The sequence below is a fragment of the Acutalibacter sp. JLR.KK004 genome (genome assembly GCF_036941085.1).
GTDB lineage: Bacteria > Bacillota > Clostridia > Oscillospirales > Acutalibacteraceae > Acutalibacter.
Map to the genome: position 1 here is coordinate 2,158,330 of NZ_JAYMNQ010000001.1, position 23,459 is coordinate 2,181,788.

Below are 23,459 nucleotides of genomic sequence, written 5' to 3' on the forward strand. Positions count from 1 at the left end.
GAATGTTGTAAGGACGTGACTTTATTATGGTATATACGGTAACCCTCAACCCCGCCCTGGATCTCTCTGCCCCTGCCGCCCCAGCTTCCGGTGGGGCGGCCCGCTATGGGCAGGGGGACTTTATCGCCGGCGGCAAGGGGATAAACGTGTCCCTGCTGCTCACCTCCCTAGGGGTGGAGAACTGCGCCCTGGGCTTTCTGGGAGGCTTTACCGGCCAGGAGGTAGAGCGGCAGCTTGCGGCCCAGGGCTGCAAAACAGACTTCCTCCCCCTGCCCGCGGGCTGCACCCGCATCAACCTCAAGCTGCTGGGCGGGGACGGCGGGGTTACCGAACTGAACGGGGACGGCCCGGAAATCCCTCTGCCCTTTCTGGAAAAGCTGGAAGAGAAGTGCGCGGCACTGGGGCCTGGGGACGGGCTGGTGCTGGCGGGCAGCGTGCCCCCCTCCCTGCCCAGGGATATCTATGTCCGGCTGCTGGGGCAGGCCGCAGAGAAAGGCGTGCTTACAGCGGTGGACGCCTCCGGGGAGGCCCTGAAAGCCGTCCTCTGCCGCAGGCCCTTCCTGATAAAGCCCAACCTGCAGGAGCTGGAGGAGCTTTTCCAGGTGGAAATCGCCACAGTTTCACAGGCCGCCGAATATGCCGGGATGCTGCGGGAAATGGGCGTCCAGAACGTGGTGGTGTCTATGGGGGAAAAGGGCGCGCTGCTGGCAGACAGCACGGGCAGGCGGCTTTTCTGCCGGGCCGCCCAGGGAGAGGCTGTTTCCGCCGTAGGGGCTGGGGATTCCCTGGTGGCAGGGTTCCTATACGGCTGGAGCCTCCATGGCACCGGGGAGGGCGCTTTGCGCTGGGGCGTGGCGGCAGGCTGCGCCACAGCTTTTACAGCCGGCATTGCCCAGGGGGATATGGTGAAAAAGCTGTATCCCCTGGTGGGGAACCCCTATCCTCTTTAAGAAGCTGTACCAACAGGCTCCTGCAAAAATGACAATAGGTTACAAAATATTACAAACAGTTTACAAAACGCGGGTTTTTCGCCGCAAATTCCCATTATTCACAGTTTGTTCATCATTCTAATGAGGAACCAGCGGCAGGATATCCCTTTGCCTGGAAAAGATATTTTCAAACGGAATGGCTATACCAGGTTGACAGAAAGTCGATTTCCACGTAAAATAAAAGTGGGGATTTAGATACTCTGAATAAAAAGGAACGGAACCCGGGGCGCCCCGGGCAGGTACATAACGAATGAGAGAAAGGAGCGGTACGGGCGCGGCCCTTATACCGCATGGCGATGCATATGAACCAACATGGAAACAAGCCTTTAGAGGAGGAATACCGCTCCTCCCAGGTATATAAAACCCTCACCGGGGCCGGGGCAGGCAAGCTGGCGGAGGGGCTGGGCCGGGCCGCCGCCGGCATTGACGGGGCCATAAACGGCTTTGCCGCCGGGATGAAGGGGGGCGCCCGCCATCCTTATGGAAACCCGGGCGCCCAGCCCCGCCCGGCCCCTCCTCCCACCAACAAGGTGCCGCCGGGATACCGGCAGCAGCACGTCTATAAACAGCCCCCCCAGCAAACGCCGCCTCCTACCAATAAGGTGCCCCCAGGATACCGGCAGCAGGCATACCAGAAGCCAAAGGGCCAAACCTGGCAGACCGCTCCCAGGCCGGCCCCCCAGCCCGCCCGCCGCCCGGGAGGCGTCACCCCGGCCCCCGCGCCGAAAATGCCCCCTATGAAGGTGGTGCGCCGGGGCAGCCCCGCCAAGTTCTACATTACAGGGGCGGCGGCAGTGCTCTATTCCCAGATGTTCCCCATGTATAACATGTTTCATTTCGGCATATTCGCCCTGGTGCTGGTGCTGGTGTTTCTGGGTTCTGCCGCGCTTTTCAAGGGCAAAAAGGAATTCGTGCCTATAGAGCCGGAGCCTGTAAAGCCCAAAGAACCGGAAAAGCCCCAGGAGGAGGCGAAGCCCTCCCGCACCGGGAACCCGGAAGTGGATAAGATTATCGACGAGGGCAACGGGTATCTTAGGAAGCTGCGGGCGGCAAACGACGCCATTCCCGACGAGGCCCTTTCCGAGGACATCGACCGTATGGAGCGGGCCTCCGCCGACATTTTCGCCTATATCGCGGATCATCCGGGGAAGGCCCCCCAGATCCGCAAGTTCATGAGCTATTACCTGCCCACCACCCTGAAGCTGCTGGGCAGCTATGAGCGGCTGTCCAGGCAGTCGGTAAAGGGGGAGAACATCACTTCCACCATGTTCAACATCGCGGGCATGATGCACACGGTAGCAGACGCCTTTGAAAAGCAGCTCGACTCCCTTTTCACCGACGAGGCCATGGACATTTCCGCCGACATTACAGTGTTTGAGTCCATGCTGGAGCAGGAGGGGTTTGTGGAGGACAAAACAAAGCCTTCCCTGTAAGGCGGCAGGATTTCAAACGGATCCCAGCGCTTTTATGAAGCTGTACCAGCAGGCTATCCCATAAAGTTTCCCGGTACAGCTTCTGCATTTCTTATATCTTTTTGCACACATTTTTTGAGGAGGGACGCCACATGGAAAACGAACAGAAGCTGGCCCTGGAGCAGGAGGCCCCGGGCATACCCGCCCTGACTCTGGAGGGCCTGGAACCCCCGGCCCTGACCCTGGAGCCGGAAGCGCCGCCGGAGGAAAAGAAGCCGGAGGCCACCACTTTGGACGAAAGCGCGCTCACCCCGGAGGAGCAGAAGGTGGTGGAGGAGTTTTCTGAAAAGATAGATTTGCAGAACAGCACCATGGTGCTGCAATACGGCTCCGCGGCCCAGAAGAAAATCGCGTCCTTTTCCGATACGGCGCTGAACAACGTGCGCACCAAGGATCTGGGCGAGGTGGGGGATCAGATTTCCCATCTGGTGGTGGAGCTGAAGGGCTTTGATATTGACGAGGAGGAGAAAAAAGGCTTTTTCGGCTTCTTTAAAAACACAAGCAACAAAATAACCGCCATGAAGGCCCGGTATGACTCCGCTGAAACCAACGTGAATAAAATTGCCGCTGCCCTGGAGGCCCATCAGGTGCAGCTTATGAAGGACGTTGTGATGCTGGACAAGCTTTATGAGATGAACCTGAACTACCACAAAGAGCTTTCCATGTATATCATTGCCGGCAAAAAGAAGCTGCAGAAGGAGCGGGCCACCACATTGGAGGAATTAAAGGCCAAGGCCCAGCGCACAGGCCTTGCGGAGGACGCCCAGGCGGCCAACGACTTTGCCCAGCAGTGCGACAACTTTGAAAAGAAGCTTCACGACCTGGAGCTTACCCGCATGGTGAGCGTGCAGATGTCCCCCCAGATACGGCTTGTGCAGAACAACGACAAGCTGATGACGGAGAAAATCCAGTCCACCCTGGTGAACACCATCCCCCTGTGGAAGAGCCAGATGGTGCTGGCTTTGGGCGTGGCCCACTCCGAGCAGGCGGTGAAGGCCCAGCGGGAAGTGACGGACATGACGAACGAGCTGCTGCGCCGGAACGCGGAGAAGCTGAAAATCAGCACCATCGAGACAGCCCGGGAGTCGGAGCGGGGCATTGTGGACATGGAAACCCTGCGCATGACAAACCAGTCCCTTATCCAGACCCTGGACGAGGTGGTAAAAATCCAGGACGAGGGCCGGGCAAAGCGCCGGGCCGCCGAGGCGGAAATCGGCCGGCTGGAGGGCGAGCTGAAGCAGAAGCTGCTGGACATCCACCAATAGCAGCGTGCAGCGTAACGCTGCATCTAAAACGCGGGGAACGCAAACGAGAATTTTCCGCCGCGAAATGGGATTTCGCGCTTATGTGAGCCATCGCGTTCTCTGGCTGCTCCCGCTGGCTTGACCCAGGGAGGCAGGAGACAGTAAGGTTTTTGAAGATTGCAAGGGAACTTTTTCCTGAAAAAAGTTCCCTTGCCCGCCGGAGGCGACCTTATGCGTGAAGAATTGATGGAGCAACTGCGCCGGGTGACCCCCGAGGAGGAGCGGCTGCTGGCAGGCGGGGCGCTGGAACGGGAGCTTTACACCTCTCGGCGGGAATTCACTGTGGACAGGGAGAAGCTTTTAAGCCGGGGCAGGCTTATCACCGTGCGGCCCCACACCCGGTTTACGGCTTTCCCGGAGCATGCCCACAATTACATTGAAATCATGTACATGTGCAGCGGGCAGACGGTACACACCGTAAACGGCGGCCCCTCCCTGACCCTGGGGGCGGGAGAGCTTCTGTTCCTCAACCAGCACGCCCGGCATCAGGTGGCCCGGGCAGGCCTGGAGGACGTGGGCGTAAACTTCATTGTGCTCCCCCCTTTTTTCGACTATGCCCTTGAGCTTATCGGCACAGACAACGTGCTGGCCCGCTTCCTGCTGGAGGGCCTGCGCCGGGGCGGCGGGGAAATAAGCTGCCTGCACTTCAAGGTGGCAAAGGCTCCCCAGGTGCAGAATCTGGTGGAAAACCTTTTGTGGAGTCTGGCCTGTCCCCAGCAGAACGCCGGCCGCATCACCCAGGCCACCATGGGCCTGCTGCTTTTGCAGCTTTTAAACCATGTGGAAACCCTCTCCTCCCGGGGGGAGCTGCCCGGGGGCATGGTGCTGGCGGCCCTGCGGGAAATTGAGGAAAACTACCGGGAGGCGGATTTAACCCGCCTGGCACAGGAACGCCATGTGTCCCTGTCTTATTTAAGCTCTGCTGTGCGGCAGGCAACCGGGCGCACCTTTAAAGAGCTGCTGCGGGAAAAGCGCCTGAAAAAGGCGGCCCAGCTTTTGGCGGAAACTTCCCTGCCAGTGGAGGATATCATTGCGGCGGTGGGCTATGAAAACAGCAGCTATTTTTACAGGCGCTTCCGGGAGGACTATGGGATGTCGCCCAAGGAATACCGGGCGGAGAAGCCCCTGCAAAGTAAGGACGTATAAGTTTTAAAACACGTCCTTACTTTTTTATGCCTTTTGCGGTATAGTGATAGGCAGAAAGCAGTAGGCCGCAGGGCGGAAAGGGGCAAAAGCCTATGGAAAACAAGCTTTATCTGGCAGTGGACATCGGCGCTTCCTCGGGCAGGCATATCCTGGGATGGCTGGAGGAAGGGAAAATCCGGCTGGAGGAGGTATACCGCTTTGAAAACAAGCTGCACAAAAGGGGCGGCAGACTCTGCTGGGACATGGAGGCCCTGTTCTCCCATGTTTTGGAGGGAATGCGGGCCTGCGCCAAGGCGGGGAAAATCCCCTGTGCCATGGGCATTGACATCTGGGCGCTGGATTTCCTGCTGGTGGACGGGGACGGCGCGCCTTTAACAGACCCGGTGGCCTACCGGGACAGCCGCACCCGGGGGCTGCCGGAGGAGCTGGACAGGCTTATCCCGCCGGAAGATCTATATGCCCGGACAGGGATACAGCGCATGGAGATCAACACCATCTACCAGCTTGCGGCCCTGCAAAAGGAACAGCCGGGCATTTTCCAAAAGGCCAGCCGCTTTCTGATGGCGCCGGACTACCTTCACTACAAGCTGACAGGGGTGATGGAAAACGAATATACCAACGCCACCACCACGTCCCTGATAAATGCCCGGGAGAAAACCTGGGACAGGGAACTGCTGGAAAGGCTGGGCCTGCCTCCCCATATTTTCGGGGAGCCGCGTATGCCGGGGACAGCTTTAGGGGGGCTGCTGCCGGAGATACAGCAGGCCGCGGGGTTTAACTGCCAGGTGGTGCTGCCCGCCACCCACGACACAGGCTCCGCCTTTCTGGCTGTCCCTGCCCTGGACGAGGAGAGCGTTATCCTTTCCAGCGGCACCTGGAGCCTTTTAGGCGTGGAAAACCAGGAGCCTGTCACCACAGAAGCAAGCCGCAGGGCCAATTTCACCAACGAGGGCGGGTATCAGTACCGCTTCCGGTATCTGAAAAACATTATGGGGCTTTGGATGCTCCAGTCCCTGCGGCGGGAATTCGCCCCGGTTTCCTTTGGGGAGCTGGAGCAGGCCGCCCGGGCAGCCGAAGCTTTCCCCTCCCGGGTGGACGTGAACCACCAAAGCTTTTTGGCCCCGGAAAGCATGGCGGGGGCTGTGAGGGATTCCTGCGAAACCACAGGCCAGCAGGTTCCCCAAAGCCTGGGAGAGCTTGCCGCCTGTGTGTACCACAGCTTGGCGGCCTGTTACCGGGACGCCATACAGGAACTGGAAAGCCTTACAGGGAAAAGATACCGCCGGATACACATTGTGGGCGGGGGCAGCCGGGACAGCCTGCTTAACGAACTGACCGCGAGGGAAACGGGCCTGCCTGTGTACGCCGGGCCTACAGAGGGCACAGCCCTGGGGAACCTGCTGGTGCAGATGGAAGCCGGCGGGGAATTTTCAGGACTTCTGGAGGCCCGGGCCTGCATCCGGGAAAGCTTTCCCATAGAGATAGTCAATTTTGCAAAGGAGGAAGGGTTATGACAAGGTTTGAAAGCGCAAAAGAGCAGTATGCCGCCTGGGGAGTGGACGTGGAAAAAGCCCTGGCAGCCCTGCGTGAGGTGCCTGTGAGCATCCACTGCTGGCAGGGCGACGACGTTACCGGCCTGGAGGGCAGCGGCCAGGCCCTTTCCGGGGGCATACAGGCCACAGGGGATTATCCCGGACGGGCCAGGAGCTTTGAGGAGCTGACCGCCGACTTTTTAAAGGCCTGCTCCCTTATCCCCGGGAAAAAGCGGCTGAACCTCCACGCAAGCTACGCGGTTTTTGAGGAGGGGCAGCGGGCAGACCGGGACGGGCTGCTGCCGGAGCATTTTGCAAAGTGGGTGGCCTTTGCCAAGGAAAACGGCCTGGGGATAGACTTTAACCCCACCTTTTTCAGCCACCCCATGGTGAAGGGCGGCCTTACCCTCTCCTCCCCCCTAGAGGAGGTGCGGGCCTTCTGGGTGCGCCATGGCATCCAGTGCAGGCGCATTGCCTCTTATATGGCGGGAGAGCTTGGCTCCCCTGTGCTGTGCAACGTGTGGATTCCCGACGGGCTGAAGGACATCCCCGCCGACAGGCTGGGGCCGCGGCTGCGGCTGCAAAAGAGCCTGGACGAAATCTTCGCGGAAAAGCTGCCGGGGATCCTGGACTGCGTGGAAAGCAAGGTGTTCGGCATTGGGCTGGAGTCCTACACCGTTGGCTCAGCGGAGTTCTATTTAGGCTATGCCTGCACCCATCCCGGGGTTTATAACCTGCTGGACAGCGGGCACTACCACCCCACAGAATATATCAGCGACAAGATTTCCAGCCTGCTGACGGTTTTTGACAAGGTGCCCCTGCACGTCAGCCGCCCGGTGCGGTGGGACAGCGACCATGTGGTGCTGTACCAGGAAGAAATCCAGGAAATTGCCAAGGAAATTGTGCGCAGCGGCGCTTTGGAGAAGGTGCTTATCGGCCTAGACTTCTTCGACGCCTCCATCAACCGGGTGGCGGCTTGGGTTATCGGCACCCGGAGCATGGAAAAAGCCCTGCTGTACGCCTTGCTCCAGCCCTGGGAGGACATGAAGAACATGCAGGAAGAGGGGCGGTTTACAGAGCTTCTCATGACCGGGGAGGAACTGAAAACCCTGCCTTTTGGAGACGTGTGGGAGCATTACTGCCAGATGCAGGGCGTGCCCGGAGGCCGGGACTGGTTTAAAGAAGTGGAAGCCTATGAGCGTGACGTATTGCTGAAACGGATTTAGGAGGAAGCATGAAAATAACAGACACGGAGATACTGCAAGCTTTTATCCGCACCTGCGAGGACGGCTGGCTCCAGGGCTGGCACGAGCGCAACGGCGGCAACCTTACCTATCTGCTGAAGGCTGAGGAGGCGGAAGCCCTGAAGCCTTTCTTCCGGGAAGCCTGCGGGGAGTGGGTGCAGATGGGGGTGCAGGCGGAAAACCTGCGGGGGACGTATTTTATTGCCACAGGCAGCGGGAAATATTTCCGCAACGTGCCCCTTGCCCCGGAGGATAACCTGTGCATACTGGAAATCAACGATGCCGGGGACAGTTGGCGGATTGTGTGGGGGCTGGAAAAGGGCGGCAGGCCCACCAGCGAGTTCCCCAGCCACTTTCTCAACCACAGCGTGCGCAAGGAGGTTACAAAGGGGGAAAACCGGGTGATTTACCATGCCCACCCGGTGAACATTGTGGCCATGACCTACATCCTGCCCCTGACTGCCCGGGACTTCACCAGGGCCTTGTGGAAAAGCGAAACGGAGTGCCCGGTGGTGTTCCCCCAAGGCGTGGGGGTGGCCCCCTGGATGGTGCCCGGCGGGGCGGAAATTGCCCATGTGACAAGCGGGCTGATGAAAACCTACGACGCGGCGGTGTGGGCCCACCATGGGCTGTTTGTGTCCGGGCCGGATCTGGACACAGCCTTCGGGCTGATGCACACCATTGAAAAGGCTGCGGAGATTTACATGCTGGTGCAGTCTGCCGGGGGCGGCCGGACAGGGCAGACCATCCCGGACAGCGGCATCCGGGACATTGCCAGGGATTTCGGGGTGACAATCAACGAGGCTTTTTTAAACGCAGAGTAGAATATCCTCCTTTGCCATAAAGCCCGCAAAAGGCACAGAAAAGGCGCAAACAGCGCCTTTTCTGTGTTTTTTGCAGCATGGGAAGGATAGATAAAAAAAGCCTGTACAGGGGCGAAAAATTCCCGCTAAATTCTTCCCCTGAATCTGCCGAAAACTATTGCTATTTTCATCACTTTATATTACAATAATTATAGGGAATTTTGCGCTATGGGTTCTGGCTGTCCTGCTGTAAGGGACAGGCGGCTTTCCAGGCAGGCGCAAAACAGGCCCTTCCTCCGGCGGGCGGCGCCCGCCGCGCTATTTCTGTTACAAATGAAAACCTGACGTTACCCTGTTGGCGGCGCGTCCCGGCAGGCTGCCGTCCAGAAGATAAAGAGGGTGTGCATACTGTGTCCAGCTCGAACAGACAAACCATATTGATTGTAGATGACTCGGAAATGAACCGCTCCATCCTGGTGGATATGCTGGAGGGGGAATATGAAATGCTGGAGGCCGGAGACGGCCTGCAGGCTGTGGGCCTTTTGCAAAACCACAGCACGGAAATTGCCCTGATGCTTCTGGATATCGTCATGCCCAACATGGACGGCTTCGGCGTGCTGGAGGTTATGAACCGCAGGCACTGGATTGAATCTGTGCCTGTGGTGATGATTTCTGCGGAAAGCAACACCTCCCGCATTGACCAGGCCTATGAAATGGGCATTACAGATTTTATCAGCCGCCCCTTTGACGCCCAGATAGTCCACCGGCGCGTGAAAAACACCCTGCTGCTGTATGCCAAGCAGAAGGATCTGGAGGCCCTGGTGGCAGAGCAGATCTATGAAAAACAGCAGAGCAGCGCCCTGATGGTGGATATTTTAAGCCATATCGTGGAGTTCCGAAACGGGGAAAGCGGCCTGCACGTGCTGCATGTGCGCACGCTTACCGAGCTGCTGCTGCGCCGGCTGGTGCAGAAAACGGATCAGTACCACATTTCCAAGGACGATATTGCCGCCATGAGCATGGCCTCGGCCCTGCACGACATTGGAAAAATTTCCATCGACGAAAAAATCCTCAACAAGCCCGGCAAGCTGACGGCTGAGGAATTCGCCGTTATGAAAACCCACTCCCTCATAGGCGCCCAGATGCTGGAAAGCCTGAACATGTACCACGCGGAAAAGGTGGTCAAGATGGCCTATGACATCTGCCGCTGGCACCACGAGCGCTATGACGGCAGGGGATATCCCGACGGCCTGAAGGGGGATGAAATCCCCATTTCCGCCCAGACAGTGGCTTTGGCAGACGTGTATGACGCCCTGACCAGCAAGCGGGTGTATAAGCCCCCCTTCACCCATGAAAAGGCTGTGGAAATGATTGTGAACGGGGAATGCGGCACCTTCAATCCCCTGCTGCTCTCCTGCCTGGAAGATATTTCCGGGGACATTGCCAGGGAAATGGAACCCAAGGAATTTGAAGGCCCCAGCCAGGCAGAGCTTTCCGACATGATACAGAATCTTTCGCAGCATAAAGAGCTGAGCGCCTCCAGCCGCACCTTGCAGCTTCTGGAGCACGAGCGCATGAAGTACAGCTTCTTTGCGGCCATGAGCAAGGAGGTTCAGTTTGAATACACCATCCTGCCCTCTATGGTATCCCTGAATTCCTGGGGCGCCAAGTGGCTGGGCGTGGATGAAATCATTATGGAGCCTTTTGAGAACAAGAACCTGATGGGCCTGCTGGATGAACAGGACTGGCAGACCATTATGGAAATGCTGGAGGACACCTCCCCAGAGCACCCGTATGTTACCTATGAGTGCAGGCTGCGCCACAACGACAAGTGGCGGTGGTTCCGGTTCATCATGCAGACGGTGTGGGAAGGGGAAGAGCCACCCCAGATGACAGGCTGCATCGGCAAGGCTGTGGACATCCACGATATGCGCACCAACCTGGAATCTTTGGAGCGCATGGCTTCCTATGACGGCCTGACGGATCTGCTGAACCTGAACAGCGCCCGCAAGCAGATTGAGGCCAGGATGAAGGCCCATCCGGATTCAAACTATGCACTGGCTTTCTTTGACCTGGATCATTTCAAGGACGCCAACAACACCTATGGCCACGCTTTTGGCAACCATGTGCTGGCCCACGTGGCAGAGCTGCTCCGGCAGAATGTGCGCGGCATGGATATTGCGGCCCGGGTGGGCGGCGACGAGTTCATTATCTTCCTGGAATACCAGCAGGAGCTGGAGGCTGTTATACGCCGTATCTACCGCTCTATCAGCGGCGGGGATTTCCAGGGCTTCACAGTTTCCATGAGCATGGGGGTAGCCACCACGGAGATGGTGGAGCCTGTGTTTACAGATCTGCTGAAGGCGGCGGATCAGGCCCTGTATGCGGTAAAGCAGTCGGGCCGGGGCCGGTTCCAGTTCTATGACGGCGCCCTGCAAAGCCTGAAGCCCACAAGGGGCAATTATGCGGATCAGTCTTTAAGCCCCATTGAGAGCAAAGAGGACGGGAAAGCCGAAAGCTGAATATTTACTATAAATGACAGAACACTTTCAGGCGTGTGCCGGTTGTATCTGCCCGGCAGCATTACGTATATTATCTATCCTGCCCTACAGAGGGCACATACAGAGAGGAGCAACCTACTATGACCCTTCAGGAATTGTACACAGAAATCGGCGGAGATTACAACGAGGTTCGGGGGCGCCTGCCCAGCGACAAATTCATACAGAAATTCGTGCTGAAATTTTTGGATGACAAAAGCTATGATCTGCTGATTTCCTCCCTGGAGCAGGGCAACAGCGAGGAAGCCTTCCGGGCGGCCCATACCATTAAAGGCATGTGCCAGAACCTGGGCTTCAACACCCTGCTTGCTTCCAGCGCAGAGCTTACCGAGGCGCTGCGTTCCGGCCTCACTCCGGAGGCCGGGCCTCTGTGCGAGCGGGTGAAGGAGGACTATGGACGCACTGTCACCGCTATCAGAAGCTTCCAGGAGGGGATGTCCACATGAAATACAACACCATGCGCTTCCTGAAGGTCAGCCTGGCCTTGGTGGTGCTGCTGTGCGTTGTTGTCTTTACCTTCCTCGCCTACTATATGAACTACCAAAGCTCGGCTACTATCAGCGAAATTGGCACCATCTATATGGCTGGCCTCAATGAACGCATCTCCATGCACTTTGAGACAACTATCGACTATAATCTGAACCAGATTGAAAGCATTGTCCAGAATTACCCGCCACGCAGCGCTGACTACGGCACCTTGGCTGAAAACATGGGCAGCAACGCCCTGGAGCGGGGCTTTGTCAGCCTTGCGCTGTATGCGGAGGATGGGGCCTTTGAGATGCTCTGCGGCGAACAGATCCAGGTAACGGATCCGGAGCCGTTTTTCCGCTCCATGCAGAGCCAGGAAAAGAAAGTGGCTGTGGGTACAGACGAGACAGACGACAGCATTGTGCTGCTGGGCGTGCCGGCAGCCTATGAGATGGCGGACGGCAGGGAAAGCCTGGCGCTGGTGGTGGCCCTGCCGACAGACTATTTCAAGCAGATTCTGGCCCTGGACGCTGATGAAAGCAACCCCCTGGTGTATTCCCATGTAATCCGCAAGGACGGCACCTTTGTAATCCAAAGCTCCGACGCTTACCGGGGCAACTACTTTGACCGCCTGCGCTCCCTGTATCAGGGGGAGAACCTGGAAGAAGCGGAAAAGCATATTACGGATCTCTATGAAGCCATGCAGAAAAACGAGCCTTACTCTGTGGTATACCATCTGCCCGGAGAGCGCCGGCACCTATACTGCACTTCCCTGCCCAATTCAGAGTGGTATCTGGTTACCGCCATGCCCTACGGCCAACTGGACGAAGTGGTGAGCAGCATGGGCAACACCTGGACAAGCCTTGTGCTGGGGGGCTGCGCCCTGATTCTCATTGTGCTGGGTTCCATTTTTGTATATTATTTCCGGCTGACCCGGCAGCAGATGGTAGATCTGGACAATGCCAGGAAAACAGCGGAAAAATCCCTGACCATGGCGGTGGACGCGCGCCGGGACGCGGAAAAGGCCCAGCGGGCGGCGGAACACGCCAACAAGGCAAAGAGCGAATTTTTGTCCAACATGAGCCACGACATCCGCACCCCCATGAACGCCATTGTAGGCATGACGGCTATTGCCACCGCCAATATAGAGAACCGCCAGCAGGTGCAGCACTGCCTGAAGAAGATCTCCCTTTCCAGCCAGCACCTGCTAGGGCTTATCAATGACGTGCTGGACATGTCTAAAATTGAAAGCGGCAAGATGACCCTGAATATTGACCAGGTTTCCCTGCGGGAAGTGATGGACAGCATTGTTAGCATTGTCCAGCCCCAGGTGAAAGCCAAGCACCAGAACTTCAATGTCTGCATCTACGATATTTCCTCTGAAAACGTCTGCTGCGACAGCGTGCGCTTAAACCAGGTGCTGCTGAATTTCCTTTCCAACGCTATTAAGTTTACGCCGGAGGGCGGCACCATTCAGATTACCCTGCGGGAAACGGAATCCCCCAAAGGGGCGGAATATGTGCGCATCCTTTTGCAGGTAAAGGATACGGGCATGGGCATGTCAGAGGAGTTTAAAGCCAAGGTGTTTGAGTCCTTCACCCGGGAGGACAACACCCGCATTCACCGCACAGAGGGCACCGGCCTGGGGATGGCTATCACCAAGTACATTGTGGACGCCATGGGCGGCACCATCCAGGTGGAAAGCCAGCAGGGCGTGGGTACGGAATTCAACGTGACCCTGGACTTTGAAAAAGCCGAGGTGGCTGAGGTGGACATGGTGCTGCCTCCCTGGAACATGCTGGTGGTGGATGATGATCAGCAGCTTTGCGAGAGCACAGCCAGCGCTTTGCAGTCTATCGGCATAAAGGCGGACTGGGTTCTTTCCGGCGAGGAAGCTGTGGAAATGGTTGTGAAGAAGCACCAGCGCCGGGAGGACTACCAGGTTATCCTGCTGGACTGGAAGCTGCCTGGTATGGATGGCATCTCTACAGCCAAAGCCATACACGCCCGTATGGAAGGCGACATCCCCATCCTGCTTATTTCCGCCTACGACTGGGGCGAGATTGAGGACGAGGCCCGCCAGGCGGGCATAACAGGCTTTATCTCCAAGCCTCTATTCAAGTCTACCCTGTTCTATGGCCTGAAAAAATTTGCCGACGGCAAAGAAGAAGGGGAGCCAAAGGAAGAATCCCCTCACCATGCGATAGATTTTAACGGCAAGCACGTCCTGCTGGCTGAGGACAACGAACTGAACTGGGAAATCGCAGAGGAGTTGCTCACTGATTTGGGCCTCCAGTTGGATCACGCGGAGAACGGGCAAATCTGCGTGGAAATGCTGCAAAACTCCCAGCCCGGCCATTACAGCGCTGTTCTCATGGACATCCGTATGCCGGTGATGACAGGCTATGAGGCTGCTGTGGCCATCCGCAAGCTGGATCACCCAGACGCGAACCTGCCCATCATCGCCATGACGGCAGACGCTTTCTCCGAGGACATCAAGCACTGCCTGGACTGCGGCATGAACGCCCATGTGGCAAAGCCTATCGACGTAAGAGAAGTGGCCCGGCTGCTGGAAAAGTATATGGAAAACTAAAAAAGCCTGGAAAAGGCCGCCTGAGGATATCCTCAGGCGGCCTTTTCTTATTCTTCTGCCTTTTCAGATCCGCAGCACAGCCTTGGCAATGTTGAAATAAATCACCAGGGACACTGCGTCCACAATGGTCGTGATAAGGGGGCTTGCCATTACAGTGGGGTCAAAGCCCAGGCGCTTGGCTAAGATGGGCAGGGTGCTGCCCACAATATTTGCCACCAGCACCACCATTAAGAGAGTGAGGCACACCACTCCTGCCACTAAAAGCGTCACCCGGTCAATGAGCATAAGCTTGATAAAATTCGCCACAGCCAGGGTGCAGCCGCACATAAGGGCCACAGAGCCTTCCTTTAAAAGGATGCGGGGCACGTCCCCATACCGTATCTCCCCCAGGGACAGGCCACGGATAATAGTGATAGAGGACTGGGAGCCGGAATTGCCTCCAGTGTCCATCAGCATAGGGATAAAGCCTGTAAGCACCACGCTGGCCGCCAAGGCATCCTCAAAGGAGTTGATAATGCTGCTGGTAAAGGTGGCGGAAATCATCAGAAACAGCAACCAGGGCACCCGCTTTTTCCAGGTGTCCAAAATGCTGGTTTTCATATAAGGCTTGTCAGACGGGGCCATAGCCGCCATCTTTTCAATATCCTCTGTAGCCTCCTCCTGGATAACGTCAATGGCGTCATCCACTGTGACAATGCCCACCAGCCGCTCTTCCCCGTCCACTACAGGCAGGGCCAGGAAGTCATACTTGCTCAAGGCCCGGGCGGCCTCCTCCTGGTCTGTGTGGGTGGAAACAAATTTGATATTTGTTTCCATAATATCCCGCAGTACCGCGTCCTTTGGGGCCAGCAGCAGGTCTTTTACTGTGATAATACCCTCCAGCTTCCGCCGGCTGTCCGTCACATAGCAGGTATACACCGTTTCTTTTTCCACGCCTGTGCGACGGATGCGCTCGAAAGCCTGTTCCACGGTCATGCTGCGCTTTAAATCCACATACTCCATGGTCATGATGCTTCCCGCGCTGTCCTTGGGGTAATTGAGCATCTGGTTTATCATCTTCCGGGTATCCGCATCCACATGGCGCAGCACCCGCTTGATGACATTTGCCGGCATTTCCTCCAGCATGTCCACCGCATCGTCCACAAAGAGCTGCTCCATAACCTCCTCCAGCTCCTTGTCGGAGAAGCCACGCACCAGGATTTCCTGTGCGTCCGGGGGCATGTAGGCAAAGGCGTCTGCCGCCAGCTCCTTGGGGCAAAGCCGGAAGGCCACAGGCATTTTCTGCTCTGGCAGCTCCCCCAGCACCTGGGCCACGTCGGCGGGGTTCATGTCCTTTAAGAGAGCGGCGGCCTGGGAAAAGCCGCGCCCCTCCAAAAGCTCCAAAATTTTTTCTTCCATATTCCCGTACCTCCTTTACTATTTGAGAGATACGGCACAAAACCGGACAGGCCTGCCAGCCCGCAGAGCCTCCCCGACTGAAAATCAGCGGAAAGGGCAAAGGCGCGCCCCGCAGTGCCTCAACCATAATCGATCCGGTACTATGCCGTCGCTGCTTCGCGGAACGCTCACAATGTCCACCTCGCTTTTCCCGTCTGACTTCGTTCCTCTTAAAGAGTAGCTTTTTTATGGGGATTTGTCAAGGGTTTTCTTTTGCAGGGGGGTGTCTGAATAAAAATCCCCCGGCTAAGCCAGGGGACTTAAAGCTATATTAAAACTCCGCTGTGCCGGTGGTGCGGGGGAAGGGCAGCACGTCCCGGATGTTCTGGATGCCGGTGAGGTACATCACCAGGCGGTCAAAGCCGATGCCAAAGCCGGAATGCACGGTGGTGCCAAAGCGGCGCAGATCCAGATACCACCAGAAATCCTCCTCGCTCATGCCCAGCTCTGCCATGCGGGCCTTCAGCACGTCGTAGCGCTCCTCCCGCTGGCTGGCCCCCACCAGCTCCCCAATGCCGGGCACCAGCAGGTCGGTGGCGGCAACGGTTTTGCCGTCGTCGTTCATGCGCATGTAGAAAGACTTGATCTCCTTGGGATAGTCGGTGACAAACACGGGCCTGCCGAAGTGCTTCTCCGCCAGATACCGCTCGTGCTCGGTTTGGATGTCCGCGCCCCACTCCACCTTGAACTCAAACTCGCCGTTGTGCTCTTTCAAAATCTCAACGGCGTCGGTGTAGCTCACCCGGGCAAAGTCGGAGCCGGCCACATGGCGCAGGCGCTCTAAAAGGCCCTTATCCACAAACTGGCTGCAGAACTCTACGTCCTGGGAACAGGTTTCCAGCACATAGTTAATAACATATTTTACCGTGGACTCAATCAGATCCATGTCGTCGTTTAAGTCGGCGAAGGCAATTTCCGGCTCGATGTGCCAGAACTCCGAGGCATGGCGGGGGGTGTTGGAGCGCTCTGCCCGGAAGGTGGGGCCAAAGGTGTACACCTTGGAGAAGGCCTGGGCCATGCACTCCACCTGAAGCTGCCCGGAGCCGGAAAGGAACACCCGCTTGCCGAAGAAATCCTCATGGTAGTCCACACCGCCCTCCTGGGTGCGGGGCGGGCTTGCCGGGTCAAGGGTGGTCACCTGGAACATCTCCGCTCCCTCACAGTCGGTGGCGGTGATGATGGGGGTGTGGATATACACAAAGCCGTTCTCCTGGAAGAACTTATGCATGGCAAAGGCCGCCGCTGAACGGATGCGGAAAGCAGCGCTGTAGAGGTTGGTGCGGGGGCGCAGATGGGCAATGGTGCGCAAAAACTCCACCCCATGGCGCTTCTTCTGCAGGGGGTATTCGGGAGCGGAGGCACCCTCCACCACAATCTTTTCCGCGTGGATTTCAAAAGGCTGCTTCATGCCTGGAGTGGCAAGCAGGGTGCCTGTCACCCGCAGGGCTGCCCCGGCGTTCTGGGCGGCAATCTCCTTGAAGTTTTCAATCTTTCCGTCCTCAAACACCACCTGCACGCCCTTGAAGCTGGATCCGTCGTTTAAGTCGATAAAGCCCAAAGCCTTGGAGTCCCGCACAGAGCGCACCCAGCCGCACACTGTCACCGTCTTGTCTTTGTAGCTGTCCAGGTCTTTATAAAATGCTGCGATTTCCTCGCGTTTCATGTCCTTCACTCCTTAAAAAGTTGGTTTAGAACAACTGGCTTTCCCAGCCGCCGTTCTGCCTATCGTAGTAAAACTCGCTGATATCATCTTCCAGGAACACCCGGAGGTTTGCCTCCATGTCCTCCGCCAGGTTCATCCCGGGCAGAGCATCCAGCTCGGCCCAGAACACCTCCCCTTCTTCCGAAGATTGCAGCTCCCCGGAAAATTTGTCTGTTTTATAAAAGAAAAGCAGGTAACGGGAGCCATCGTCCCGCGTCCAGTCCTTGATGCCGCAAAGGGTGGGATGTTCAATGGCAAGCCCTGTCTCCTCCTTTACTTCCCGGATGACAGAATCGGTAACGCTCTCCCCCGGATCCACGTGCCCGCCCGGGAAGGTGATGCCGGGCCAGTTTTTGGCAAGCCTGTTCTGCACCAGCACCTTTGTGCCGTCCTGTATCATGCACAGGTTGGTGATTTCCGCTTTTATTTCCCGAGACATAAAAGCCCCTCCTTTACAGCAGCACCTTTTTCGTGCCGCCCTCTTGCCTTACACAATATAGTTCGCTGAGATTGTCCTCTTGGAACAAGCGGAGGTGCAGTTCCATATCCTTTGCCAGGTTCATCCCGGGCAGAGCATCCAGCTCGGCCCAAAAGACCTCCCCTTCTTCCGAGGATTGCAGCTCCCCGGAAAATTTGTCTGTTTTATAAAAGAAAAGCAGGTAGCGGGCGCCGTTTTCCTTTGTCCATGTCTTAATGCCGCAAAGGGTGGGATGTTCAATGGCAAGCCCCGTTTCCTCCTTCACTTCCCGTATAACAGAAGCCGTAATGCTTTCCCCCGGCTCCACATGGCCCCCCGGGAACGCGATTCCCGGCCACTTAGGATCTTTCCTTTCCTCCACCAGCACTTTTGTGCCGTCCTGTATCACACACATGTTGGCGATTTCCGCCCTTACTTCCCTCATCATACGCTCCCCCTTATTGCAGCACCCAGTGGCTGCCGTCTGTAATTTGGGAATAGACTGTGTAATATAACTCGCTTAATGTATCGTCCAGCAGCACCTCGATGGTTTCCCTCATAGAGCGGGCCAGGTTCATGCCCGGCAATTGTGACCGCTCCGCCCAAAAGACGTTTCCTTCCCTGGAAGGGGCAAGGCTGCCAGAAAACTTCTCCGCCTTAAACAAAAGAACCATATACCGGCTGCCGTCCTCCCGCATCCAGTCCTTAATGCCGCAGAGTTTGGGCCTTTCTATGGTGAGGCCCGTCTCCTCTTTCACTTCCCGGATAACGGAAGCGGTAATGCTCTCCCCCGGCTCCACGTGCCCGCCGGGAAAGGTGATGCCTGACCAACCGGGTTTTGCCCGGTCCTGTACCAGCACCTTGCCGCCGTCACACACCATGCACATGTTTGTCAGTTCCACTGCAACTTCCCTGGACATTTCCATCCCCCGTTACTGCAAGGTATATTGCCAGTCCTCATAGCGCCACGGGCCTGCAGGCGCGTTTTTATCCTTTTTCTCGTAATATAATTCGCTGATATCTTCTTCAAAGAAAACCCGGAAGGTTTCCTCCATGCCGCTGGCAAGCTGCATGGCAGGAAGGCTGTCCCGCTCTGCCCAAAAAACCTCCCCCTCTTCCGAAGGCTTCAGTTCCCCGGAAAACTTTTCTGCTTTATAAAGGAAAGCCACTTCCAAAAGGCCCTCTGGCCCGCCCCAGGTTTTAATTCCGCAGAGTTTGGGGCTTTCTATGGCGAGGCCCGTCTCCTCTTTCACTTCCCGGATAACGGAAGCGGTAATGCCCTCCCCCGGCTCCACATGGCCGCCAGGGAAAGTGATGCCAGGCCAGCCGGGCTTCACCCGGTTTTGCACCAGCACTTTCGTGCCGTCTGCCACCATGCACATGTTGGTCAATTCTATGTTCACTTCATAGCCCATACATCCACCCTCCTGCAAAAAATGAAAAGAGCGCCGGGCAAATGACCTGGCGCTCTCTGCTATGGCGGAGAGGATGCGACTCGAACGCACAATGCCTTGCGGCACACCACATTTCCAATGTGGCTCCTTACCAATTAGAATACCTCTCCGTATCCCCTATCGGCTTTACAAGTATACCGAATTTTGCAGAAAAAATCAACCCCTTTTTCAAAATTTTTTTAAAAGGTTTTTCCCTTTCCCTTTTGCAGGCAAAAATTCTCAAAAAATATTTGCTTCCCCCCGCCCTGTTTGGTATAATATTGATGAATGCGGGCGCCGCCCGCATGACACATCATGAATTTATACTCTCTGGAGGGATCTTCCTTGAACAAGAAAAGCGCCGCCCCCATAGCGGCGGTCATCGAGATTGGTTCCAACAATGTGAAGCTGCGGGTGTCCCAGTTGTCAAAGGGCAAAATCCAGACCCTGGACAGGCTGGAATATCCCATCGGGCTGGGCCACGACGTGTTTGAAAACGGCAGCGTCAGCTTTGACAGCCTGCGGGAGCTGTCCGCCGCTTTGTCCAAATTTTCCGCCGCCCTGCTTTCCTACAATATCGAAAAGCCCCGGGTGGTTTCCTGCTCTGCCCTGCGGGAGGCCAAAAACCGCGCCCTGGTTATCGACCAGCTAAAGGTGCGCAACGGCCTGGACGTGGAGGTTTTGGATGACAGCCAGGAAAAAGCCTATATTTACGGGGAGATTATGGAGCGCCTGGAACGGGAACAGGCCGTAAAGGGAGGCGCGTCCCTTATCGCCTATGTGGGGGCGGGCAGCATCGGCATTGCCGTGTTTGACGGGCAGCAGGCCGTATACTCCCAGAACATCCCCATCGGGCCTTTAAAGCTTCACGACGCCTTAAGCAAGATGAGAAAAGGCGCCCAGGATTTCCACTGCATTGTAGACGAATATATGGATCTGCTTTTAAGCCGGGTGGATATTTCCGCCTTCCGGGTGCAGAACCTGATTGTCACCGGCTCTCAGATGGGGCGGGTGGCAAGGCTCAGCGGCGCCCGGCAGGAAGGGGAAATGGTGCGCCTGGACGTGAAAAAGCTGATTTCCCTTTATGACGAGCTGCGCTCCATGACAGCGGAAAGCATTGGCCTGCGCTATGGCATGACAGAGGACAAAGCCGCTGTGCTGTACACAGCCCTGTTTGTTTACAGAGGGCTTCTGCGTTTCTGCCCAGGGGCCAAGGAGGTTGTTTCCCCCATAGCGGACATTTCCCAGGGGGTCATGCGGTATATGCTCTCTCCCAGGGCAGACGCCCAGTGGGCTGCCTACCTGCGGAAAAATGCTCTGGCCTGCGCCGAAGCCACAGCCAGAAGCTTTGGGTGCGATTTAGAGCACTCCCAGCGCATCGGGGAATTTTGCTGCAAAATTTTTGACAAGCTGAAAAAAGTCCACGGGCTGGACCCCTCCCGCCGGCTGATTCTGGAGCTTGCTGCCACGCTCCATAGCTGCGGCAGCTTTGTATGCGTGCGCCAGCACAGCCGCTGCACCTTTGATATGATTAAAGGCATGGACATTTTCGGGCTTTCAGAGGCCCAGGTGCTGCAAATCGCCTTGGTGGCAGGCAGCGTGAACCCCTCCACAGAGGAGGATCCGGAACTTCTGCTCCTTTCCGACAAGGAGCGTCTGGAGGCCATGAAGCTGGAGGCCATGTTCCGCATGGCAAACGCCCTGGACAAATCCCACCGGGAAAAACTGCGGGATTTAAAAATCAGCACAGACGGCGACCGGGTGCTGTTCCGGGCCAAAGCCCGGGAAAACACCCTTTTGGAGCGCTGGGCCTTTGAGGAAGCCTCCCAGTTCTTCCAGAATGTATTCGGGCTTTTGCCGGAGCTGGCAGTGAAATTTGAAGCCCTGTAACAGCCCCTTCCCCCACTTTATAGAGAATTGAGGAATGACCTATGGCAGACAAGAAAATGCCCTATTATAACCGAGAATTAAGCTGGATGGACTTTAACGCCCGGGTGCTGGAGGAGGCCACCAAACGGGAGAACCCCCTAATGGAGCGGCTGCGCTTTTTGGCCATTACAGGCTCCAATCTGGACGAATTTTTCATGGTGCGGGTGGCAGGGGTGAAGGCCCAGGTAAACTCCGGCTACAAACCCAAAGATACCTTTGATTTAACCCCCCAGGAGCTTTTAAAGGAGCTGGAGGAGAAAACCCACGTTTTCATGGAGAAGCAGTATTCCTGCCTCAGCCGCTCCATTGTGCCCGCCCTGGAAAAGCAGGGAATCTGCTTCCTCTCCTGCGAGGAGATGGACAGCCAGCAGCTCGACTATATCTCCCAATATTTTAAGGAAGTGCTGTTCCCGGTGCTCACCCCCCTGGCGGTGGACAACAGCCGGCCCTTCCCCCTGCTGGCCAACAAGTCTTTGAACCTTGCGGTATACCTAAAGTCCAAGGAAAAAGAGAAAAAAGGGGACGACAAGTGCTTTGCCATTGTGCAGGTGCCGGGCATCCTGCCCCGGTTTTTAGAGCTGCCCTGTGAGGGGGGCCGGGCCTTCACCCTGCTGGAGGACATCATCATGCATAAGCTTGACGAGCTGTTCGAGCTGCATGATATCAAGGCTGCCTGCCCCTTCCGGGTCACCCGGGACTCGGACATGTCCATTGACGAGGAGAGCGAGGACTTCATGAGCGAGATGAAGAAGTCCATCAAGCGCCGGAAAAGGGGCCGCCCTGTGCGGCTGGAACTGCCTGCAAAGTGCGACAAGAACCTGAAAAGCTTTCTCATTGATATGCTGAAAATCAAGAAGAATGAAATTTACGAGCTGGCCGGGCCTTTAGACCTGACCTTCCTCTCCAAATTCGCTGGCATCAAGGGCTGCGAAAACCTGTGCTTCAAGCCCATCTCCCCGGTGGCCCCGGCAGATTTCTGGGGCTATGACGATATTTTTGCAGCCATCCGGGACAAGGACAGGATGGTTCACCATCCCTATGAAAGCTTCGACTGCGTGGTAAAATTCATTGAGCAGGCCGCCGAGGACGAGGACGTGCTGGCCATCAAGCAGACCCTGTACCGGGTCAGCGGCAACTCCCCCATTATCGCGGCCCTGATTAAGGCGGCGGAAAACGGCAAGCAGGTAACTGTGCTGGTGGAGCTGAAGGCCCGGTTTGACGAGGAAAACAACATCAACTGGGCGCAGAAGCTGGAAAAGGCCGGGTGCCACGTGATTTACGGCCTGTATGGCCTGAAAACCCACTGCAAAATTGCCCTGGTGGTGCGCCGGGAGGAGGACGGCATCTGCCGTTACCTGCACCTGGGCACAGGCAACTACAACGATTCCACCGCGAAAATCTACACAGATGTGGGCCTTTTCACCTGCAACCCCCAGTATGGGGCGGACGCCTCCTCCCTTTTCAACGTGATAACCGGATATTCCCGGCCCCCGGAGTACCAGCACTTTGCTGTGGCCCCTCATGGCCTGCGCAGCTTCTTTAAACAGCGCATCCAACTGGAGACGGAGAATGCAAAAAAGGGCCTGCCCTGCGGCATCACCGCCAAAGTAAACTCCCTGGTGGATCCGGAGATTATCGGCCTGCTGTATGAGGCAAGCTGCGCCGGGGTGCCGGTGCGCCTGGTGGTGCGGGGCATCTGCTGCCTGATTCCCGGCCTTCCGGAGGTCAGCGAAAACATCGAGGTTATCAGCATTGTGGGCCAGCTTTTGGAGCACAGCCGGGTTTTCCGCTTTGAAAACGCCGGGAACCCCAAAATCTACATGGGCAGCGCCGACTGGATGCCCCGGAATTTAGACCGCCGGGTGGAACTGGTGTTCCCCATTGAGGACGAGGACCTGAAGCAGCGGGCCTTCTCCATTATGGAGATGCTCTTAAACGACAACACCAACGCCCGGAAAATGCTGCCGGACAAATCTTACCAGCACGTCACCCACAGGGGCAAGCCGGCCCTCAGCGCCCAGCAGGCTTTCTACAAAGACGCCCAGGAGCGCCTGAAAGCCCGCCAGCATGTAGAGCATGACAGCCCGCTGATTCCCATTCACACAGCGGATGAGGCAACGTGACGGAACACTATCGCATAGCGATTGTGTTTTTGCATCACCATGACGCAGCGGTGGCGGCAATGGCCACAGCCGGCGAGTCCTCCATGGTAAAGCTGGCGGCTTCCGGCGTGGACGATGGCGGAAAAGGCTGCGCTCCCTGCGGGCGGTGCCGGGAATTTATCAACTGCATAGGCGATGAAAACTATTTATGCGAAGTCATACTGGAGGACGGCAGCGTGACCACCATTGGGGCGCTGCTGCCGAACAGGCTGTAAAAAATATAGAAGGGG

The 23,459-nt window shown here is 56.8% G+C and carries 19 protein-coding genes and 1 tRNA gene; 13 read left to right on the plus strand and 7 right to left on the minus strand.

Annotation, left to right across the window (positions count from 1 at the left end):
* The first annotated feature begins 26 nt into the window (after nt 1-26).
* From VSQ30_RS11705 to VSQ30_RS11750, 10 genes are all read left to right on the plus strand, one after another.
* A complete protein-coding gene (locus VSQ30_RS11705; RefSeq protein ID WP_334464224.1) occupies nt 27-950 on the plus strand; it encodes a 1-phosphofructokinase family hexose kinase in 924 nt (307 codons plus the stop codon).
* 341 nt (nt 951-1,291) lie between these two features.
* Nucleotides 1,292-2,422, plus strand: a complete 1,131-nt coding sequence (locus VSQ30_RS11710; protein ID WP_334464226.1) for a 5-bromo-4-chloroindolyl phosphate hydrolysis family protein — start codon at nt 1,292-1,294, stop codon at nt 2,420-2,422.
* Nucleotides 2,423-2,553: 131 nt separating this feature from the next.
* A complete protein-coding gene (locus VSQ30_RS11715) occupies nt 2,554-3,726 on the plus strand; it encodes a toxic anion resistance protein (RefSeq protein WP_334464228.1) in 1,173 nt (390 codons plus the stop codon).
* Nucleotides 3,727-3,936: 210 nt separating this feature from the next.
* A complete protein-coding gene (locus tag VSQ30_RS11720; protein ID WP_334464230.1) occupies nt 3,937-4,911 on the plus strand; it encodes an AraC family transcriptional regulator in 975 nt (324 codons plus the stop codon).
* Between the two features lie 92 nt (nt 4,912-5,003).
* Nucleotides 5,004-6,425, plus strand: coding sequence for a rhamnulokinase (rhaB, locus tag VSQ30_RS11725; RefSeq protein ID WP_334464232.1), 1,422 nt, complete (start codon nt 5,004-5,006; stop codon nt 6,423-6,425).
* Complete coding sequence (locus VSQ30_RS11730; protein ID WP_334464234.1) at nt 6,422-7,669, plus strand: L-rhamnose isomerase; 1,248 nt, start codon at nt 6,422-6,424, stop codon at nt 7,667-7,669. Before rhaB ends, VSQ30_RS11730 begins: the two co-directional genes overlap by 4 nt.
* Before the next feature lie 8 nt (nt 7,670-7,677).
* Nucleotides 7,678-8,511: a rhamnulose-1-phosphate aldolase gene (gene rhaD, locus VSQ30_RS11735; protein WP_160641531.1), complete on the plus strand. Its 834-nt coding sequence runs from the start codon at nt 7,678-7,680 to the stop codon at nt 8,509-8,511.
* A 389-nt stretch (nt 8,512-8,900) separates the two neighbouring features.
* Nucleotides 8,901-11,012: a diguanylate cyclase gene (locus VSQ30_RS11740; RefSeq protein WP_334464237.1), complete on the plus strand. Its 2,112-nt coding sequence runs from the start codon at nt 8,901-8,903 to the stop codon at nt 11,010-11,012.
* Between the two features lie 119 nt (nt 11,013-11,131).
* The gene (locus tag VSQ30_RS11745) at nt 11,132-11,494 is read left to right on the plus strand and encodes an Hpt domain-containing protein (protein WP_334464239.1); all 363 of its coding nucleotides are present in this window, start codon (nt 11,132-11,134) and stop codon (nt 11,492-11,494) included.
* A complete protein-coding gene (locus tag VSQ30_RS11750) occupies nt 11,491-14,109 on the plus strand; it encodes a hybrid sensor histidine kinase/response regulator (RefSeq protein WP_334464241.1) in 2,619 nt (872 codons plus the stop codon). The genes VSQ30_RS11745 and VSQ30_RS11750 overlap by 4 nt, the downstream gene beginning before the upstream one ends.
* Nucleotides 14,110-14,172: 63 nt before the next feature.
* Here VSQ30_RS11750 and mgtE read toward each other — a convergent pair whose 3' ends face one another.
* The 7 genes from mgtE to VSQ30_RS11785 all read right to left on the minus strand — a co-directional run bounded on the left by mgtE (nt 14,173) and on the right by VSQ30_RS11785 (nt 19,269).
* Nucleotides 14,173-15,507: a magnesium transporter gene (mgtE, locus tag VSQ30_RS11755; RefSeq protein ID WP_160641527.1), complete on the minus strand. Its 1,335-nt coding sequence runs from the start codon at nt 15,505-15,507 to the stop codon at nt 14,173-14,175.
* A 310-nt stretch (nt 15,508-15,817) separates the two neighbouring features.
* Entirely contained in the window at nt 15,818-17,209 is a 1,392-nt protein-coding gene (gene asnS / locus VSQ30_RS11760) for an asparagine--tRNA ligase (protein ID WP_334464243.1), read from the minus strand.
* 25 nt (nt 17,210-17,234) lie between these two features.
* Complete coding sequence (locus tag VSQ30_RS11765; RefSeq protein WP_160641525.1) at nt 17,235-17,687, minus strand: 8-oxo-dGTP diphosphatase; 453 nt, start codon at nt 17,685-17,687, stop codon at nt 17,235-17,237.
* A gap of 13 nt (nt 17,688-17,700) precedes the next feature.
* Nucleotides 17,701-18,153 (minus strand): 8-oxo-dGTP diphosphatase, encoded by a 453-nt coding sequence (locus VSQ30_RS11770; RefSeq protein WP_334464245.1) that lies wholly within the window; start codon nt 18,151-18,153, stop codon nt 17,701-17,703.
* Nucleotides 18,154-18,163: 10 nt separating this feature from the next.
* Complete coding sequence (locus tag VSQ30_RS11775; RefSeq protein WP_334464246.1) at nt 18,164-18,625, minus strand: 8-oxo-dGTP diphosphatase; 462 nt, start codon at nt 18,623-18,625, stop codon at nt 18,164-18,166.
* Nucleotides 18,626-18,637: 12 nt separating this feature from the next.
* Nucleotides 18,638-19,120, minus strand: coding sequence for an 8-oxo-dGTP diphosphatase (locus VSQ30_RS11780; protein ID WP_334464248.1), 483 nt, complete (start codon nt 19,118-19,120; stop codon nt 18,638-18,640).
* Between the two features lie 62 nt (nt 19,121-19,182).
* A tRNA-Ser gene (locus VSQ30_RS11785) sits at nt 19,183-19,269 on the minus strand.
* Nucleotides 19,270-19,483: 214 nt separating this feature from the next.
* Here VSQ30_RS11785 and VSQ30_RS11790 point away from each other — a divergent pair.
* Genes VSQ30_RS11790 through VSQ30_RS11800 form a run of 3 tightly spaced genes read left to right on the plus strand, consistent with a single transcriptional unit; the run spans nt 19,484 to nt 23,444 of the window.
* Nucleotides 19,484-21,028 (plus strand): Ppx/GppA phosphatase family protein, encoded by a 1,545-nt coding sequence (locus VSQ30_RS11790; protein WP_334464250.1) that lies wholly within the window; start codon nt 19,484-19,486, stop codon nt 21,026-21,028.
* 41 nt (nt 21,029-21,069) lie between these two features.
* The gene (locus tag VSQ30_RS11795; RefSeq protein ID WP_334464251.1) at nt 21,070-23,190 is read left to right on the plus strand and encodes an RNA degradosome polyphosphate kinase; all 2,121 of its coding nucleotides are present in this window, start codon (nt 21,070-21,072) and stop codon (nt 23,188-23,190) included.
* Nucleotides 23,187-23,444, plus strand: coding sequence for a hypothetical protein (locus VSQ30_RS11800; RefSeq protein ID WP_334464252.1), 258 nt, complete (start codon nt 23,187-23,189; stop codon nt 23,442-23,444). Before VSQ30_RS11795 ends, VSQ30_RS11800 begins: the two co-directional genes overlap by 4 nt.
* Nucleotides 23,445-23,459 lie beyond the last annotated feature (15 nt).

Coding starts and splice junctions, on each gene's coding strand:
- rhaD (WP_160641531.1), top strand. CDS start 7,678: ATGAAAATAACAGACACGGAGATACTGCAAGCTTTTATCCGCACCTGC.
- asnS (WP_334464243.1), bottom strand. CDS start 17,209: ATGAAACGCGAGGAAATCGCAGCATTTTATAAAGACCTGGACAGCTAC.
- VSQ30_RS11795 (WP_334464251.1), top strand. CDS start 21,070: ATGGCAGACAAGAAAATGCCCTATTATAACCGAGAATTAAGCTGGATG.
- VSQ30_RS11775 (WP_334464246.1), bottom strand. CDS start 18,625: ATGTCCAGGGAAGTTGCAGTGGAACTGACAAACATGTGCATGGTGTGT.
- VSQ30_RS11715 (WP_334464228.1), top strand. CDS start 2,554: ATGGAAAACGAACAGAAGCTGGCCCTGGAGCAGGAGGCCCCGGGCATA.
- VSQ30_RS11780 (WP_334464248.1), bottom strand. CDS start 19,120: ATGGGCTATGAAGTGAACATAGAATTGACCAACATGTGCATGGTGGCA.
- VSQ30_RS11770 (WP_334464245.1), bottom strand. CDS start 18,153: ATGATGAGGGAAGTAAGGGCGGAAATCGCCAACATGTGTGTGATACAG.
- VSQ30_RS11730 (WP_334464234.1), top strand. CDS start 6,422: ATGACAAGGTTTGAAAGCGCAAAAGAGCAGTATGCCGCCTGGGGAGTG.
- rhaB (WP_334464232.1), top strand. CDS start 5,004: ATGGAAAACAAGCTTTATCTGGCAGTGGACATCGGCGCTTCCTCGGGC.
- VSQ30_RS11705 (WP_334464224.1), top strand. CDS start 27: ATGGTATATACGGTAACCCTCAACCCCGCCCTGGATCTCTCTGCCCCT.
- VSQ30_RS11745 (WP_334464239.1), top strand. CDS start 11,132: ATGACCCTTCAGGAATTGTACACAGAAATCGGCGGAGATTACAACGAG.
- VSQ30_RS11765 (WP_160641525.1), bottom strand. CDS start 17,687: ATGTCTCGGGAAATAAAAGCGGAAATCACCAACCTGTGCATGATACAG.
- VSQ30_RS11750 (WP_334464241.1), top strand. CDS start 11,491: ATGAAATACAACACCATGCGCTTCCTGAAGGTCAGCCTGGCCTTGGTG.
- mgtE (WP_160641527.1), bottom strand. CDS start 15,507: ATGGAAGAAAAAATTTTGGAGCTTTTGGAGGGGCGCGGCTTTTCCCAG.
- VSQ30_RS11710 (WP_334464226.1), top strand. CDS start 1,292: ATGAACCAACATGGAAACAAGCCTTTAGAGGAGGAATACCGCTCCTCC.
- VSQ30_RS11720 (WP_334464230.1), top strand. CDS start 3,937: ATGCGTGAAGAATTGATGGAGCAACTGCGCCGGGTGACCCCCGAGGAG.